Source organism: Chitinophagaceae bacterium, assembly GCA_016717285.1.
Classification (GTDB): Bacteria; Bacteroidota; Bacteroidia; order Chitinophagales; family UBA10324; genus JACCZZ01.
The window spans coordinates 16,366-32,511 of record JADKFU010000005.1 but is presented as its reverse complement, the minus strand read 5'-3'; the positions used below and the strand labels follow the sequence as shown (position 1 = coordinate 32,511).

15 protein-coding genes are annotated in these 16,146 nt (G+C 40.6%); 3 read left to right on the top strand and 12 right to left on the bottom strand.

The window, feature by feature from the left end; all coding sequences use genetic code 11:
• Positions 1-14: 14 nt before the first annotated feature.
• The 3 genes from IPO83_10150 to crtI are packed head-to-tail and all read right to left on the bottom strand — an operon-like array spanning position 15 to position 2,844.
• A complete protein-coding gene (locus IPO83_10150) occupies positions 15-527 on the bottom strand; it encodes a hypothetical protein (protein MBK9731628.1) in 513 nt (170 codons plus the stop codon).
• Positions 524-1,360 carry a squalene/phytoene synthase family protein gene (locus IPO83_10145; protein ID MBK9731627.1) on the bottom strand — a complete coding sequence of 279 codons (837 nt, stop codon included), beginning with the start codon at positions 1,358-1,360 and terminating at the stop codon, positions 524-526. The genes IPO83_10150 and IPO83_10145 overlap by 4 nt, the downstream gene beginning before the upstream one ends.
• A complete protein-coding gene (gene crtI / locus IPO83_10140; GenBank protein MBK9731626.1) occupies positions 1,360-2,844 on the bottom strand; it encodes a phytoene desaturase in 1,485 nt (494 codons plus the stop codon). Before crtI ends, IPO83_10145 begins: the two co-directional genes overlap by 1 nt.
• Positions 2,845-3,132: 288 nt before the next feature.
• Between crtI and IPO83_10135 the strand changes: the two genes are divergently transcribed.
• Positions 3,133-3,936, top strand: a complete 804-nt coding sequence (locus IPO83_10135; GenBank protein MBK9731625.1) for an alpha/beta hydrolase — start codon at positions 3,133-3,135, stop codon at positions 3,934-3,936.
• Here the strand turns inward: IPO83_10135 and IPO83_10130 are convergent.
• A complete protein-coding gene (locus tag IPO83_10130) occupies positions 3,922-5,109 on the bottom strand; it encodes a thioredoxin family protein (protein MBK9731624.1) in 1,188 nt (395 codons plus the stop codon). The two genes, IPO83_10135 and IPO83_10130, sit on opposite strands and share 15 nt — an antisense overlap.
• Positions 5,110-5,325: 216 nt before the next feature.
• Here IPO83_10130 and IPO83_10125 point away from each other — a divergent pair, with 216 nt between their 5' ends.
• A complete protein-coding gene (locus IPO83_10125) occupies positions 5,326-6,315 on the top strand; it encodes a hypothetical protein (protein MBK9731623.1) in 990 nt (329 codons plus the stop codon).
• Between the two features lie 9 nt (positions 6,316-6,324).
• Here the strand turns inward: IPO83_10125 and IPO83_10120 are convergent, their stop codons facing one another.
• The 8 genes from IPO83_10120 to IPO83_10085 all read right to left on the bottom strand — a co-directional run bounded on the left by IPO83_10120 (position 6,325) and on the right by IPO83_10085 (position 14,724).
• Positions 6,325-8,745, bottom strand: a complete 2,421-nt coding sequence (locus IPO83_10120; protein ID MBK9731622.1) for a TonB-dependent receptor — start codon at positions 8,743-8,745, stop codon at positions 6,325-6,327.
• A gap of 45 nt (positions 8,746-8,790) precedes the next feature.
• The gene (locus IPO83_10115) at positions 8,791-9,312 is read right to left on the bottom strand and encodes a hypothetical protein (GenBank protein ID MBK9731621.1); all 522 of its coding nucleotides are present in this window, start codon (positions 9,310-9,312) and stop codon (positions 8,791-8,793) included.
• A 154-nt stretch (positions 9,313-9,466) separates the two neighbouring features.
• Positions 9,467-9,985 carry a hypothetical protein gene (locus tag IPO83_10110; GenBank protein ID MBK9731620.1) on the bottom strand — a complete coding sequence of 173 codons (519 nt, stop codon included), beginning with the start codon at positions 9,983-9,985 and terminating at the stop codon, positions 9,467-9,469.
• A 514-nt stretch (positions 9,986-10,499) separates the two neighbouring features.
• Positions 10,500-11,240, bottom strand: a complete 741-nt coding sequence (locus tag IPO83_10105) for a hypothetical protein (GenBank protein MBK9731619.1) — start codon at positions 11,238-11,240, stop codon at positions 10,500-10,502.
• 112 nt (positions 11,241-11,352) lie between these two features.
• Entirely contained in the window at positions 11,353-12,417 is a 1,065-nt protein-coding gene (locus IPO83_10100) for an acyl-CoA desaturase (protein MBK9731618.1), read from the bottom strand.
• 45 nt (positions 12,418-12,462) lie between these two features.
• On the bottom strand, positions 12,463-13,269 hold the full coding sequence (locus IPO83_10095) for an SDR family NAD(P)-dependent oxidoreductase (GenBank protein ID MBK9731617.1): 807 nt from the start codon (positions 13,267-13,269) through the stop codon (positions 12,463-12,465).
• Positions 13,256-13,918, bottom strand: a complete 663-nt coding sequence (locus tag IPO83_10090; protein MBK9731616.1) for a CPBP family intramembrane metalloprotease — start codon at positions 13,916-13,918, stop codon at positions 13,256-13,258. Before IPO83_10090 ends, IPO83_10095 begins: the two co-directional genes overlap by 14 nt.
• 98 nt (positions 13,919-14,016) lie before the next feature.
• Positions 14,017-14,724, bottom strand: a complete 708-nt coding sequence (locus IPO83_10085; protein ID MBK9731615.1) for a hypothetical protein — start codon at positions 14,722-14,724, stop codon at positions 14,017-14,019.
• A 481-nt stretch (positions 14,725-15,205) separates the two neighbouring features.
• Here IPO83_10085 and IPO83_10080 point away from each other — a divergent pair, with 481 nt between their 5' ends.
• Positions 15,206-16,111, top strand: a complete 906-nt coding sequence (locus IPO83_10080; GenBank protein ID MBK9731614.1) for a prohibitin family protein — start codon at positions 15,206-15,208, stop codon at positions 16,109-16,111.
• Positions 16,112-16,146 lie beyond the last annotated feature (35 nt).

Here is a 16,146-nt window from a genome sequence, read left to right as displayed (position 1 = left end):
GATAATTAATCTGTTTACAGGTTTTCACTCAACTGTTGTTTTTCTTTTTCACTGCAATAATTACTGCTCAGCAAAAAAGAAACAATCATTTTCTGCAGTGCGGCATCATTGGAAATCGAACCAAGGTTCTCCATAATAAACTGCTTGTCCTGTGCTATATTTTCCTTATAGCCGAGGAATACAGGAACGTTGGTTTGAACGCTGAAGCGAAGATACCGCAATTCAATATTCATGGAATCTGATTGAACAGCACTGTTCAGATGATCTTTTCCTTTGTCGAAGTACAACAGTTTATTGACAGGATTAAATGAATGATAGCATTTCATAAATTCCGCCATGGCCCTGTATCCGAGCAGAATGCCGCCATCTTTTTCTGTAACCTGCTTCATTTCATTGTAAAACACTTCTGCCGCTGAAGCATCCCTGGATGCTTTATAAAATAACTCACGCAATCTGCCCGCATCATATGCGCTTCCGTTCAGTGAAAAAAGCGTGGTAAGTATCATCAGGAAAAGTCTTTGTTTCATAACATCCTAAGCTTATCAAGTACAATTGAATTCAGCATCAATAAAATTTTTTTCTGATTTGAAATTCTCAGCCTTGCGTTCATCAGATCAGAGGCGGAGGCGCTGGTTATTTTCTTAAACAATTTGAGGTAATAAGCATACGCCACATGAACACCCAGTCTTGCACCATGGGGAAGCTGCATAATTCCTTCTCTGGCTACTCTGAAATCTTCTTCAATTTCACTTTCAATATCGTGCTTGTCTTCCTGTCTGAACCTTTGAACATTCACGTTAGGGAAATACGTTCTGCCCCTGATTTCATAGTCGCTCTTCAGATCGCGCAGAAAATTTACCTTTTGAAATGCAGCTCCAAGTCTTCTCGCAAACGGATAGAGGTGATTATATTTTTCGACATTATTCTCAGTAAACACTTTCAAACACATCAGTCCAACCACTTCAGCCGACCCCAGAATATATTCATCATAATTATACCTGTTATAAACCTGTTCAGTAAGATCCATGGCCATGCTATCCAGGAATTTATCAATCAGGTCGCGATCAATATCATATTGATGTACGGCTGCCTGGAAACTGTTCAACACCGGGTTCAGTGAAATCCCATCTTCGATGGCTTCATACGTCGCTGAACGAAACCGCTGAAGAAGTTTGTCCCGGTCATATCCATGAAACGAATCCACAATCTCATCTGCACATCTTACAAAACCATAGATGCCATAAATGGGTGCGCGAAATCGCTTATCGAGCAAATGAATACCGATTGAAAAACTGGTGCTATACAGACCGGTAATCATCTTACTGCATTTTGCACTGGCCTTGTCAAATAGATCTTTCATCAGTTCAGGAATTTTTTAACTTCATTAGCTGCTATTTCACCAGAGATGATAGAAGTAGGAACGCCCGGACCTGGCACCGTCAATTGACCTGCATAAAATAGATTCCTGACCTTGCTGCTTCTCATGGAAGGCTTCAATATTCCGGTTTGCAAAAGTGTATTGGCAAGTCCATACGCATTCCCTTTGTATGCGTGATGGTCAGCCATAAAATCGCTTATGGAATAGGATTTCTTATAAATGATATGCGGTAGAATTTCTTCCCCTGTTAATTTTTCCATCCTGCTGATGAGCAGTTGAAAATATTTCTCACGCACTTCTGGTGAATCGTCATTCAGGCCCGGTGCAACCGGCATAAGGAGGAACAGATTTTCACATCCATCCGGCGCAACAGAGGGATCGGTTTTGGTTGGACAAGATGCATAAAACAATGGTTCAGTCGGCCACTGTGGACGATTGTAAATTTCATTGATATGCTTATCAATGTCGTGGTCGAAAAAAAGGTTGTGGTGTTGAATATTCTTAATGCGCTTACTAACACCGAGGAAAAAGATGAGACAGGATGGGGCCATCGTTCTCTTCTCCCAGTACTTTTCAGAATAGCGACGAAAAGGTTTCTCCAGCAGCTTTTGTTCGATGTGATGATAATCAGCACTGGCCACAACCGCGTCGCATTCGAGGCTACGGCCAGAGGTACTGCAATGAGTTATAGCATGATCACGCATAGAAAAAGCATCAACTTCTGAACCTCGGTGAATCGAAGCACCATTTGCTTCTGCAATTTCCCGCATCGCTCCTACTAATTTGTGCATGCCACCCATTGGATACCATGTTCCCTGCATAAGTCCTGAATAATTCAATAAGCTATACAGCGCAGGTATTTTGTCAGGGGATGCTCCTAAGAACAAAACCGGGAACTCCATGAGTGATAGGAGTCGTGGGTGCCGGAAATATTTTTTGATGTGTGAACGGAAAGACGTGAACAATGAATAGCGCCACATTCCTTTGAACAGCGGCCAGTTCAAATATTCCGTCCAGGAGAGGCCGGGATGATAGATGATTTCCTTCATGGCTGTTTCATACTTGGCTCCTGCTTCCTTCATGAATTCTTTGAATTTTCCGGATGCACCGGGCTCTGTTTTTTCAAACAACTCTTGTATTTCCTCCGGTTCTGAAGGCACATCCCAATAATCATCTTTACCGAAGAACATTCTGAAGGAAGGACTTATTTTTTTCAATTCATAAAAGTCACTGGCCGTTTTGCCGAAGGAATTAAAAAAACGTTCAGCGACACCTGGCATCCAATACCAACTGGGTCCCATGTCAAACACAAATCCATCTTCTGAAAGCACCTTCGCACGACCACCTACTTCGTTGTTTTTTTCATGTACCTCAACAGTATAACCCTGCCGGGATAAAAATGCAGCCGCAGAAAGTCCCGAGAATCCGGCACCTATCACAATTACCTTTTTATTTTTCGGGCGCATCTTCCGGGTTCAGTCGTTTTTACAATTTTGATATTGCTTTCGGTTCAAACAAGCTGGTTGGAATTTTGTTTAATCTTTTTAAAATATTCTAAAATAAAATTCATGTGTGACTGTAAGATTGATCCTATTAATCCGGCATAATGATCATAGCGAGAAACTAAAGCATTAAATTATTTATAAATGTATAGTCAGGCTGGCTAAAAAATCCAGTCGCTGTGCGGATCTGAAGCGTAAAAACGAATAGCTTTACCTTGCTGCATTAACAACTCAAAATTGCGACCTACTAATATGACATCTTCAGCCATTTCCATTTCAGGAGCAACCTTCAGTTACTTCAAAACAGGCAACGGTTTTCCATTGGTCTTCCTTCATGGTTTCTGTGAAGATCATACAATCTGGAATGACTTTATTATTCCTTTTGCTGAAAAGTATACAGTGCTGTTACCTGATTTACCGGGCTTTGGTAAGTCAGGTTTACCAAACCAACCCTGCTCGATTGACTCTTATGCTGATTGCATTAAAGCTATGCTAGACGCAGAAAAAATTTCTTCCTGTGCTGTCATCGGTCACTCTCTTGGCGGATATGTTACGATGAATTTTGCAGAGAGATATGGAAATTGTCTTTCAGGTTTCGGGCTATTTCATTCATTTGCTTCAGAAGATGATGAAGCAAAAAAGAAAGACCGTGAGCGTGTTGCAAATTTGGTGAGAACGAAAGGAGTAACGCAGTTTGTAAACGAACTCTACAACAATCTTTTCGCTGAAGAATTTAAAACCGAAAATGAACAGAAAATCAATGCATTGAAAAAACATGGCGCTGAAACTTCTACCGCTGAAGGAGTGGCCCAGGCTTCTTTAGCAATGCGAAACCGCCGCAATACCATTGAAGTGTTGAAACAAGCTACGGTGCCAGTGTTATTTATTATTGGAAAAGAAGACAAAGCAATTTCGCCGGAAAAAACGTTGCAACAATCGCATCTGCCAGAACGCTCTGTAATCAGCTTGTTGGAAAATGTTGGTCACATGGGAATGGTGGAAGCGCCGGAAAAATGTCAGCTTGCGATCAGTGAATGGCTATCACTTATTTCCTGAAGTGGTATCTTTTGCTTCCCTTATTTTAACCAATAAATCTTTTGTTTCTTTCACATCCTGATCATCATCTTCTCCGGCTTTAATTGCCTTTAAAGCATAGGTTTCTGCATCATCATACCGTTTGCCTTTATAAAGTAATGCAGCATAAGTATCCAGCACTTCGTATGATTTGATTTTTGCTGCTCTTGCATCTAACCAACCCAGGGCTTGTTTGATCACATCAGGATCATCACATTTTTCATAAATGGGCCAGCAGAACTGGTTCAGGTATTCAACATCAATAGCAGGATCACTCTTCAATTCGGCATCAATGGCATCAGCATATTGCTTCCATTGCCCGGTGCTTTTATAAAAATTGATTTGCCAAACAGGCAATAACTCTGCTGACTGTTCAGGAATATATTTCTGCACCATTGCAGTTGCCGTGTTCAACTCTTTTTCATCTTTATTTTTCATAGCGATACTTACATGCTTGTAGGCCGCTTTCTGCACTGCATCTGATGCTTCATTCTTATAAAGTGATTGATACTTCGCATAATTGTCAAGGAAAAATTGCTCATACTTTCCCGGAAAGGAATAAACATACATCACGTTCCAGCTCACTTCAGAAAACTTATCTTTTTGTTCATCCAGAAATTGCACCACTTCGTCAGCATTGTGACGTACAGGCGTTCCTCCATCCACTTTAAATGCATCTTTATAAATGGCAGGAAAGCCGGGATCAAGCACTTTAGAATCAAAGGCATAAACCTTTTGCTCTTTAATTGAAAGCGCCTTTTGAAACGGCTCCATGAATTCTTTCTGATTGGAAGTATAACCAAGACTTCTGGAAACCAATTGTCCTTGCGGATTAAAAAACAACAATGTCGGATAGCTGATTACTTTAAATTTCATCGCAATAGCAGCAGTAGGTGATTTTTCACAATCCGCTTTGAAAGCAACAAAGTTTCCATTCACAAAATCCGCCACCATAGTATTGCTATGAAACATTTCAGCATCCATTCTCTTACACGGCCCGCACCAATCGGTGAAAGCATCTACCATGATGTACTTGTTTTCCGACTTGGCTTTTTGCTGTGCTTCCTCCCAGGTACCGGTGAAGAAGTTTACGTTTTGGGCGAGCGCGAATTGCGAAAAGCAAAAGGTCAGTATTGCTATGATATAGATTTTCATGGGGAGAATTTTTTGCAAGTTAATAATTTGAGCGGATGGTGAATGGTTTGCCTTATGATCAGTTGCTCTGCTAATACTTTTATTTATAGCAACATTTTGGCACTCATCTATAATTAACCGCTGAATTGATTTAAATGTAAATCATCGGCAACCATAAATAGTGAAAAAACTTCCTTTATCTTGATGCGGTAAATAGTATAAAACACCCATTGATTTATGGCATATGAAAATCAACATTCACTTTTTGAAAGAATAAAGCAAAAGCTTGATCCGAATCTATCATTTGTAGATGAGGTGGCCGACCTGCTGGGGTTAAGCAACGATAGTGTTTACCGAAGGTTGAGAGGTGAAACGGCCCTCACTTTCGAAGAAGCGCTTGTGCTTGCCGGTCATTTTGGAATTGCACTGGAAGATTTCTCTCGCGTCAAAAACAAGGATTCGGTTTTATTTGGCAGATCCACCTTCAGGGGAGAGGCCTCCGACTTTGATGAATACCTAACGAAAACGGAGCAATATCTTAAAGCATTCGCGGAAGCAAAAACCAAAACCTGTTTTTTTGCTGCCAAGGATATTCCTGTTTTTCACTTTTTCCAGTTTCCTGAATTTGCTGAATTCAAATTATTCTTTTGGTTAAAAACCATGCATGGCAATGCGGCTATAAAATCCGCAAAATTTGATTTCAACATCATTCCTGAAACCATACTTAAAAAAGCTATCGGTCTCGCGAAGCTGTATTTTACTATTCCAACAGTTGAATTGTGGAATGACGATACCGTAAATACTGCTATTCGACAGATCCAATATTTTAGTGAAGCAGGATGGATGACCAATGAGAGCGTAACGAAAAAGCTTTGTGATAAACTGATTGAATTGGTTGAACTGCTTGCAATTCAGGCGGAATCCAATTCAAAATTCTGGAACGGTAATCAGGTGCGACCGGAAACATCTTTTGATCTTTACTACAATGAATTGACCGTGCTTGATAATTCCCTGCTGTTTAAATCTGAGAGTTCACAACTGGCGCTCGTCGGTTATCATTCTATGGATTATCTTTTCACTTCTCACGCGGGCTTCTGTTCTGAGAGCGATACCTACTTTCAGAAACAAATGCGGAAGAGCATTAAGATCAGCGGCACTGCGGAAAAGGAACGAATAAAATTCTTCAACAGGATTTATGAGAAGATCAATGCGCTGAAACAGAAATGATGTTGCAGTTTAAAAATCAATCCTGTAATAAAACAACGGCAGCCTTCCCAACTGGTAATTTTCCTGGATCACGCTACGTGACGGATCATCATCGTTAGGAATGTAGGTGAGACCCAGAATATTCTGCGTGTCAAAAACATTCACCAGGTCTAGACCAATTTCATGACTCATTTTTTTTGCATTGATCCGGTAATTAAATTTCAGGTCGAAGCGGAAGTATGGTGCAAACTGCAATGAGTTTCTTCCTGCATCCTGATAGATTACTTCTTTCTGAATCTCACTTTGCAAAGTATCAACAGGGCCATACCAATGGCCTCCTTCGGTGGTGAGCTTAGCGCCGATGCTGAATGTGTTTTTCTTTCGTACGGTGAATTCTTTCGTGCCCAATAAATTCAAAACATACTGTGCATTGAAATCTGAATTACGAGCACTATCATCGCTTCCTTTATACGTTGACTGAAACAACGAACCGGTAATCATGAAAAAATATTGCCGGTAAAAAACACGCTGCAGTGTAAGTTCTGCTCCGTAATTAACGCCTGTGCCTGCGTTCTCCAATGGCAGTGGAAAAAACCGGGAGAAGCCAACGCCGGTATTGATGAGTGAGAAAGAAGACGTCAGTGTATCAACCGGAACATTAAACAAGTATTGATAATAAACTTCTGCTTTCAAAAAATAATGCTCAGCAAATAACTTGCTGTATGATCCCACAAAATGCATCGACTTTGTAAAATCCATGTCGAGATTGTGAGGTTGCAACGGTTTATTCAATGAATCCTGCAAACGATAGAAATAGAGATACAGATTTTGCTGCTGGCTATGCAATCCTGTTCCAAAGGCAATCAACTGGTTGTTTCCCAAATCATATTGAATGCCCAATCGTGGTTCAAAAAGTGAGACGCTGTTGCTCAATCCGAAATATTGCGCATGCAATCCGACATTAAAGGTGAGTCGATCATTGGGTTTGTATTTGAATTGCATATAAGGCTGAATCAGCGATGTAGTTCCTTTTGAATCCCATCGTGTATAGTATTGATAGTAATAAGCAGAAGTGCTGTCGAGGTTGCGCGTGGAGTCCATATAATTATATAGCAAAGCTTCCGCTGAAAAACCGGCCTTCATCAACCAATGAGAATTGAATTTATGATTGATAGCCGCAACCGCGGAAATTCTCGATTCCTTAAAGGTATAATCAAGAATAGGGAGTAATGAATCCAAAGCATAGTTGCCATCACTACCAATGTGGCGATAAACCAGATCGTGATGAGCAATCACTGCATTACCCTGTGCAGCCACAGTGGCTTTCATGTAGGTTCGGGCAGAAAATGTTTTGGAATAAGTGATGCCGGTGATGCCCATCTTCGAATTGAAATACTGATCACGGTCACTTTGTGCATATAAATCTGCTTCCGGCTTTTGCTGATCGCTGATGAGAATATCTACCTTACTTAATCCACCCATCCCGAAAACAGATAGGGACGCATTTTTCTTTAAAGGAAAATTCAGGCGGAAAAATCCATCCTGGTAATTGGGAATGGAATTCGTTCCGATGTCTATTCCCAGCACATCAAACAATTGCAAGGTGGAGTAGCGATAGGTTGCGAGAAAAGATGATTTATGCTCTTTTAAAATCGGACCTTCTGCCATTGCTTCCAATCCTAAAAAACCAACCTGGCCACTGAACTCATATTTTTCATTGTTGCCGTTGCGCTGGAACAAATCAAATACACCTGAAATAGTATTGCCGAATTCAGCGGGAAAAGCGCCGGTGAAAAAATCGGAGTTCGCTAAAAATTTATTGTTCAGAATGGTCACAGGGCTTCCTGTTGTTCCCGGAATATTAAAATGATTGGGGTTCAGCATGGGCACTCCTTCCATCTTCCATAAAACACCACCGGGAGAATTGCCACGTATCACAATATCATTTCTTGAATCATCAGCACCCTGCACACCTGCAAAGTTGGAAGCCATGCGTGCAGGATCACCACGACTGCCGGCATATCGATCTGTTTCTTCAATCGTAAATGGCCGCGCACTCACCGTTGCCATTTCGTTTCGTGTTTCACCCGGCTTGAAAGCGGTTACCACCACTTCATCGATCACATTCACCGATTCATTTAATGCTGCATTAAGGATTACTTCTTTCGCGGAAGTGACAATTACATTGGAAATGGTTTGTTCTTCATAACCAAGATAACTGAACTTCACCTTGTTCCTGCCCAATGCAACAGCGTCCAATCTGTATAAGCCATTTTCATCGGTGGCAACTACTTTTGAAATGATGCTGTCCTTATAAAGAATCACATTTACGCCGGTGAGTGGAATTTTTGAATCATAATCAGTTACTGCGCCGCGAATAACCTGCCCTTGCGCAAAGCCGGAAGCACACGATACAAGAATAAAAAAGTAGAAGAGGAAAATGTTTTTCATAGCTTCAACGGTGACAAATGACTTTTTTTAAAATTTCGACGTCTGTCAATCCTCCTCACAATATCTGGTAATCAGCACTATTTTTTCATTCGTTGTCCATGTTTCAATGTCATACTCTTTCTCTTGTTTTATTAATGATCCGGTTATTCCTCCAGCAAGCGCTCCCGGAATCGAGAATATCAATCCTCCCAAAAGCGCATCTCCACCTGCACCGAAGTAACTATGTTCCCCACTTGACATATCCATAAAAAGCGTAAACGATGATCCCACACCGAAACCCACTGCTGCGCCAATCGCAGCACCTCTAACCTCTTTGCCTTTTCTCACTTTAGTAATTGAAACAACAGCATCCACCGGCAGCTTCACATTCGTGTCCTGAACAGAAAGAAATAAAGTATCAAGCCTGACAAACTTCATTTTCTTTACGATGATAACAGAAGCATCCTTTTTTTTAATTCGCCAATAGGAACCTTTGATATCCTGCGCAGATGCATCACCATTCATTAAAATAGTGACGATTGTTAATTGTATACAAATCAAAACTAATGGTACATGAATTTTTTTCATAGTAAATTATTTTCTCATTTTGAGAGCGTGGTTTATTTTTATAAAAAGAAAGTTTTAGCATTTCAGAAATTAATACAACGATACTGATTGTGATGTTAATGATCATTCAGCAAAATGCAGCTTTTTGAAACCCTTACTTTTTTTCCTCCAAACATTATTTTTCAACACAAAGATTTCTCAAGGCAACTTCCTTTTGCACGATGTTTTTATCTGAAAAATCATAGACCTGATTTTTATTGTTGGACACTGAGATAACTGCTCCCGTTCCTGCCCCCGCAAGAGTCCCCACAATCAATCCTGTATAAAGCGCAGTAAAATCTGCATCGGAAGGCCATCCCCAATATGGATCAATCTCATTGGGCCCTGCAACCGATCCGATAAACATCCCAAAAAAGAATCCTGATAAGGTGCCAACAACAATATTGCGACCGTATCGCGGATACTTCACTCGCAGAATACCTGCAACATCATCAATAAAAATTTTTCCTTTACAATTTTCGCAGTTGAAAAACAACGTGTCACCAATGATGCGATTGAATCTTGAGGACGTTATAGTATCACCTTGCCTGGTAATAATCATCCAATGATTTCTTTGAGGAACTGCCTGCAATTTAAAGCTTGAAATTAAGATCGAAATCAGTGTGATTAATACTTTTGTCAGTGGAAGTTTCATGATGAAAGATTAAATAAAAATTAAGTGGCCTTTATGGTTTACCAGATCTCAAATAGCAATCCTTTATGATGCTTTTTACCGTCACTGCAAAAAACATTGCAGCATTGAAGAGGAGGTGTGTTTTTCATAGTGTTGATTTTTTGGTTAGAATTTGATGCCGAATTCATACAACAAAGAAATACCTGTCGCACTCTGATTGGAAACGGAAACAGGCATGGACTTTCTTAAAATTTGCAGAAAACGCAACCATGAAATAAAACTCACTTGCATAGTGGTTGTGATTTGCATTATTCGCAATTAAGCCGGGTGATTTGCCGTTCCTGCAAAATGTAGTCGCACTTTATTTTCGTTTTTAGTTTAGGTCAGAAAAGAAAAATCAAAAATTCAAAAAAAGGAAAGCTTTCCATTTATTCTTTAGCCCTTCCTGTGAGAGGCGGTTCGAAGAGAAGCATTAAGATTACAATGCATCAGTAAATCGCCTGTACTCTTTGGGAAAGGAGGTTCTGTATGAAATTTATTTGGCAATGGAATTTTTATAACTCTTTTTGTTAAGCGTGAAATAAGCTCCCATGCTCAATGTGGTGCAGGGGAATTGATCAGCATCCGTCAAATTAATTGAATAGCCGAGCTGCAACTGTAACTTCACATATTTCCATCCACCACGCAATGTGAATGCAGGTTCCGCCAGGATAGAAAATTTTGGAGGACCGAATTCATTTTCATAATACTCGTCAATTGCCGACTGCTGCTCAGCATAATTCAATCCGCACATCCTCAAACTAAATGCACAATCGAATGCGCGTGATGTGTAACCAATAGAAGGCTGCATAAAGAAGCGTTGGTAGTTCAATGTATTTATGACCGTTGAATTTGAAGTATAACTATGCAATGATCCGAATCCAATGCCTCCATATGCATCGAACACACCACTTGTTCCAAGTGTATGATAATAGCCAGTCCCCACTTCAAATAAGGAATGGTTTCCGTTTACTGAAAGAGATCCTGCAAGTAACAAGTTGGTCATCAATCCAAGGTGATGGGTTACTGCATAAGCGCCTTGAGCTTCATATCCTGCATACTCAGTTCCTCCGGCGGCTTCATATACTCCCGCACTGAGTGCAAGCTCTCCTTTCTCCTCAAGGAGTGGGACATTGTGTGAATTGGGAGCATAGGTCACCGTACAACTGTTTAGAAATACAGTTATCACTGAAAATAAAAATGCATTAGCGGGACGAGTTTTCAAAAAGAGGTACATAGTCATTGTTTTATTGCGGTAACAAAAAAATCAGCTGAACAAGGGTTGGTAAATGATGTGAGTGAATCATTGCTGTTTTCAAGTATTGAAAACAATTTATTTCTGTCAGCTTTTAAATTTCCATACTCTCAAAGCTGGTCTTGTGCAGCAAATGGAAATGTGAAACAAGTGCTTCCCCAAGCTTTTCACATTTATATTCCACTCCAAACTCATCAGCTGTTTTTTGAATGATGCTTGTGATAGCAGCATAGTGAATGTGTGAAGTTGACGGAAAGAGATGATGTGCTACATGAAAATTAAATCCTCCAAAAAGGAAATTGACCATCTTATTATCCGTTGCGAAATCATGGGTGGTGCGCACCTGGTGGATCGCCCAAGTGTCCGTCATGTGCCCGTTTTCATCCGGTCGTGGAAATTCCGCATCCTCACCTACATGAGCCGTAAGCAATGCCATCACCGCCAATCCACTCATGGTAAAATGCATGATCAGAAAACCCGACAACACCGAAATCCACATAGTGGGGCTTACTATTGCGGGTAAGGCAATCATAAAAAACAGATGATTGAATTTGCAGAGGATCATCAGCGGCAATACCCATTTGGGAATAACTGATTTCCATCTGCGATAATCTTTTGTATCGCGGGAGATAAACCAGTTAAGCGAAAAGAATAAATACATCACCGGCAAATAAAATTGTTGCAGGCGGTGATACTTCCGATACGGCTCCTGCTGGGATAGCCTGATCAATCCGGACTGTTCGATATCAAGATCCCATCCTACAATATTTGGATACGGATGGTGCATTTGCAAGTGCCGCTTTCTCCAGAAATAGGAACTCGTGCCTGACCATTCAAGCCAATGACCGGCCATTGCATTTAATTTTTTGCCTGCAAACAATGCTCCATGCATGGACTCATGCACCACATTTAAAAAGATGAGGAAGTTGCAGATGCCAAGAGCCAGATAAGCAACAAGAATCTGTTGTGGCGAAGAAGCCATGAACAACAGGTAACCATACGCACCGAAGTATGATCCGCCAAATGCAATCACCTTTGCATGTGCAATGTTGAATTTCTTTTGGGCGGCTGATTTCATATACTGTTCAACGCGGCTTCTGAGTGTTGCATAAAAACCATTCTGAGGTTCTTTCCGGTAAGTGATCTTGTGGTAGTTCATAAAAATTAATTTACTGCTGTTAAATATTTTTAAGTTGTGTTTTATTCAAAGCGCCATTGCACATTTCTTAAATTCCGCCGCAACTATTTTATTGGTGATGAAAGCAGGAACAATTTTTTCGAGCACCATCATCAAACGGTTCAATGCGCCGGGTATGACAATGGATTTTTTGCGCAGCAACTTGTTAATGGCTTCATTAGCTACCTCTTCGCAGGTAAGTGCGCTTGCTTTGGCCAGCCAACCGTGGTGGCTGAGCCGCAAGGCCGTTTCAGCATTACTGATTACACCTCCGGGACATAGCACGCTGACGTGAATGCCTGTATGTTTCAATTCATGACGCAACGACTCAGAAAAAGTGATAACAAAAGATTTCGTTGCCGCATAAACATCTTTGAAAGGCACAAAGAAAAATCCGCTCATACTGCCCAGGTTCAGTATATATGATTGCGAATGCTGACGCAGATCGTTAATCATTAAACGGGTGAGCAGAGTGAGCGCCACAACATTCAGTTGAATTTGTCTTTGATAGAAGTCTGAAGAAAATTTTTCAAACCCTCCTGTGCAACCGATGCCGGCATTGTTAATCAGCATATTCACTTGCAGTTGATGACGATGAATCCATTCCACCACTAATTCGCAGGCGGCAGGCTGGGTAAGATCTATTCCAAGGTGAAAGACTTTAACACCATAGGTATAATGCATGTACTCTACTGTTTCCCGCAACTCTATTCCGGGCAATGCAATCAACGCGAGGTTCATGCCTCTTTGCGCGCAAGATTCGGCAAGTGCTTTTCCGATTCCCGAACTAGCTCCGGTAATGAGCGTGAAGGTTGACGATTCAATCTGTTTCATAGGTAGGGTGTATTATGTTTTCTAAGAAAGTGGTTTGATTGGCTGGCGTGGAATATTTCCTTCGCCACCATTTTTCCTGGTAGGCAATCACAAAAAATTCATAAGAGACTGCGAAAGAAATGTGTATCAAAGCAGCACTGATCCATGTGGATGTGGCAAGCACTAACCAACACAGCAGGCCACCGAAAGGCACTGCGTACAACACTTGTTTCCTTCCGCGATGAATGTGAAGCAGTGCATAGATTAATATATTGAAGAGTATAGCTAGAGGCTTTCCAAGCAATAGAAAAGTTGCAGAAAGTAAAACACCCCGAAACAGAAATTCATAAGCAAAAAGATAAACTGCCCACGTGCTTTGATTGAACAACAATGTGGAGGCGCTCCACACTTTTGCCCGAAACAACGGATATCCGTTGCGGTTGCTTGCTTTTCGGGTGGCAAAAAAGTTATTGACTAAAATGGTTGTGCAGGCAACCGGTACGAGGTAAGAATTTTTTATAGAAATTTCAAAAAGCTCACCTTTTGAAACAGTTACCGGACTTAGTATCAGCAACAATACAGCAGGTACACCTCCAAGAATTACAGCACCACTCAAACGTTCATATAAAATCCACGAACGTGAGCCAATGGATCCAGAAGCACCCTTCATTATCTTTTTTACACAGGGCGAAAACAATAACCCGTAATAACAAGCTAAAGCCGAAATAACAAGAGCGATGTTGCCTAGAGCCGGCAGTGGAAGAGCATTCATGGTTGCGGCGAGGAGGATTTAAGTCTGAGAAAAACAGTTGACAATGGTGTTTCCATTTCTACTTCTCTGCAAATGCCCTTTTGATAGCGGTAATAATTTTTGTGACCATCCGGTAATTCGAGTAAGTAGTTTCCATTATGGAGATCTTTGACTGGAATTGACTGTAGGAAATTCTCGGAGAATATTTTTTGCAATGAATTTGGTTCCAGGAAATAAAGTGTAGAAATACTGTTATAAATAGGATGACTGCTATAAGAGGTGTCGCCTTCCATATCAATAAAAAGATATCGTCCATTTTGCCAAACAATGTGATTATTTATTCTGGGCACTCCGTTTACCGTTCGCACCATGCCCGCTTCCCTTAATTCACCCGCAACGTAAGTGCTGCTGAGCCGGATATCCACTTTTACATCAATAAGAAATGACACTATCACATGAGTTTCCACCAGGTACTTTACCTGATCACTATTGCGTACGATGCATGTCTTCACATTTCCGATGGTTTTGTTATTCCTCATAATCTCATAAGTGCAGGTAGTTTTTTGCGCATGTCCATTGTGCGAGATCAAAAGCAGGCCTGCCGTCAACAAACATTTAATAACAACTGAAAAATCAACGATCATTTTTGTTTGCTGAGTTGCAGAAGTACCTCTTCTGAAGAGAAAATATTTCATCAGGTGGTATAGTATGAATGAGGATAGCATTTCTCTGTGTTTGCGTTTTAAAGTTTTTCTTTTCGAAGTAAAGATGTGGGCAGGCAGAAGGTCATTCAAAACGGAATACCGGTCTGACAATCTGTGGAATTATTAAATTGTCGTTATATAATAGCGTTCAACGTAATTTCTGTTTGCAGATAATTAAAAATCACGTTTCAAAATTGCGATCAGTATTTATTGCAAGAATTTGCTTGAATAAACAATACGTTTAAAAATAATCGCAAATTATTTGTTTGGTGAGGTAGGAAGTAATTGATGTGCCGATGTGTCAATGATCTAACTTGCCGATGACCTAATGACTCATATCTCATGACTATTGATTAATGAATGACTATTAGACTGAAGACTAAATGACATATGACTATTGACTTCGAATAATACAATCTAAACCCTAAACAACATAAACCATTTATAAACCCCAACAAGCCACGCAAATATCTTTACTTTACTCCTTCTAAAACCCACTCCCATGTTTATCGTCGTACTTGCCATCATTGCATTAATTGTTGGTTTTGTTTTGCAATCCAATGAACGAACACGCGCCGTTTCACGCGTTATAAAAGTAATTGCGGTGGTGATGATTGTTGTTGGACTTGCTTCTTCCTGCATCGTTCAGATTGAAGCCGGAGAAGTTGGTGTTCCCACCTTATTTGGTAAAGTAAGCGGCCGCATTCTCAACAGCGGGTTGAATATTGTGAATCCATTTGTGGTGGTTAAAAAGTTCGATATCCGGACGCAGAATTATACAATGGCCGGTTCTTATGATGAAGGAGACCGTGTTGGAGAGGATGCCATGCGGGTTCTTACCTCAGATGGATTGGAATTGGTGCTGGATGTGTCCGTTCTGTATCGTGTGGTACCTACAGAAGCACCGAAAATACTTAGCACCATTGGCGAAAGTTATGAAGATGTGATCGTACGGCCGATAGCGCGTACAAAAATACGCGACAATGCAACGAGTTATACCGCGATTGACCTGTATTCCATCAAACGGGAAGAATTTCAACAAAAAGTTTTTACAAGTATCGAAAAAGAATTCAGGGTGCGTGGAATGGAACTGGAACAAATGCTGGTGCGCAACATCACCCTCCCTGAATCAGTGAAAACATCTATTGAATCAAAGATCCAGGCAGAACAGGATGCTCAAAAAATGGAATTTGTATTACAGAAAGAAAAACAGGAAGCAGAGCGCAAACGCGTGGAAGCACAAGGTATTTCCGATTACCAGCGCATCGTGAGTCAAACCTTAACCACTAATCAATTGCAATACGAAATGATTAAAGCATACAAAGAACTTGCACTTTCTGCCAATGGAAAAGTATTGATCATGGGTGATATGAAAGGTGGTGTGCCTATAATCATTGGTGATAAATAATGTTATCTTTTCATGTTGCTTTTATTATCTCTGCA

Coding starts and splice junctions, on each gene's coding strand:
- IPO83_10095 (MBK9731617.1), bottom strand. CDS start 13,269: ATGAAACAGATTGAATCGTCAACCTTCACGCTCATTACCGGAGCTAGT.
- crtI (MBK9731626.1), bottom strand. CDS start 2,844: ATGCGCCCGAAAAATAAAAAGGTAATTGTGATAGGTGCCGGATTCTCG.
- IPO83_10145 (MBK9731627.1), bottom strand. CDS start 1,360: ATGAAAGATCTATTTGACAAGGCCAGTGCAAAATGCAGTAAGATGATT.
- IPO83_10125 (MBK9731623.1), top strand. CDS start 5,326: ATGGCATATGAAAATCAACATTCACTTTTTGAAAGAATAAAGCAAAAG.
- IPO83_10100 (MBK9731618.1), bottom strand. CDS start 12,417: ATGAACTACCACAAGATCACTTACCGGAAAGAACCTCAGAATGGTTTT.
- IPO83_10115 (MBK9731621.1), bottom strand. CDS start 9,312: ATGAAAAAAATTCATGTACCATTAGTTTTGATTTGTATACAATTAACA.
- IPO83_10120 (MBK9731622.1), bottom strand. CDS start 8,745: ATGAAAAACATTTTCCTCTTCTACTTTTTTATTCTTGTATCGTGTGCT.
- IPO83_10110 (MBK9731620.1), bottom strand. CDS start 9,985: ATGAAACTTCCACTGACAAAAGTATTAATCACACTGATTTCGATCTTA.
- IPO83_10150 (MBK9731628.1), bottom strand. CDS start 527: ATGAAACAAAGACTTTTCCTGATGATACTTACCACGCTTTTTTCACTG.
- IPO83_10105 (MBK9731619.1), bottom strand. CDS start 11,240: ATGTACCTCTTTTTGAAAACTCGTCCCGCTAATGCATTTTTATTTTCA.
- IPO83_10090 (MBK9731616.1), bottom strand. CDS start 13,918: ATGAAGGGTGCTTCTGGATCCATTGGCTCACGTTCGTGGATTTTATAT.
- IPO83_10080 (MBK9731614.1), top strand. CDS start 15,206: ATGTTTATCGTCGTACTTGCCATCATTGCATTAATTGTTGGTTTTGTT.
- IPO83_10135 (MBK9731625.1), top strand. CDS start 3,133: ATGACATCTTCAGCCATTTCCATTTCAGGAGCAACCTTCAGTTACTTC.
- IPO83_10085 (MBK9731615.1), bottom strand. CDS start 14,724: ATGCTATCCTCATTCATACTATACCACCTGATGAAATATTTTCTCTTC.
- IPO83_10130 (MBK9731624.1), bottom strand. CDS start 5,109: ATGAAAATCTATATCATAGCAATACTGACCTTTTGCTTTTCGCAATTC.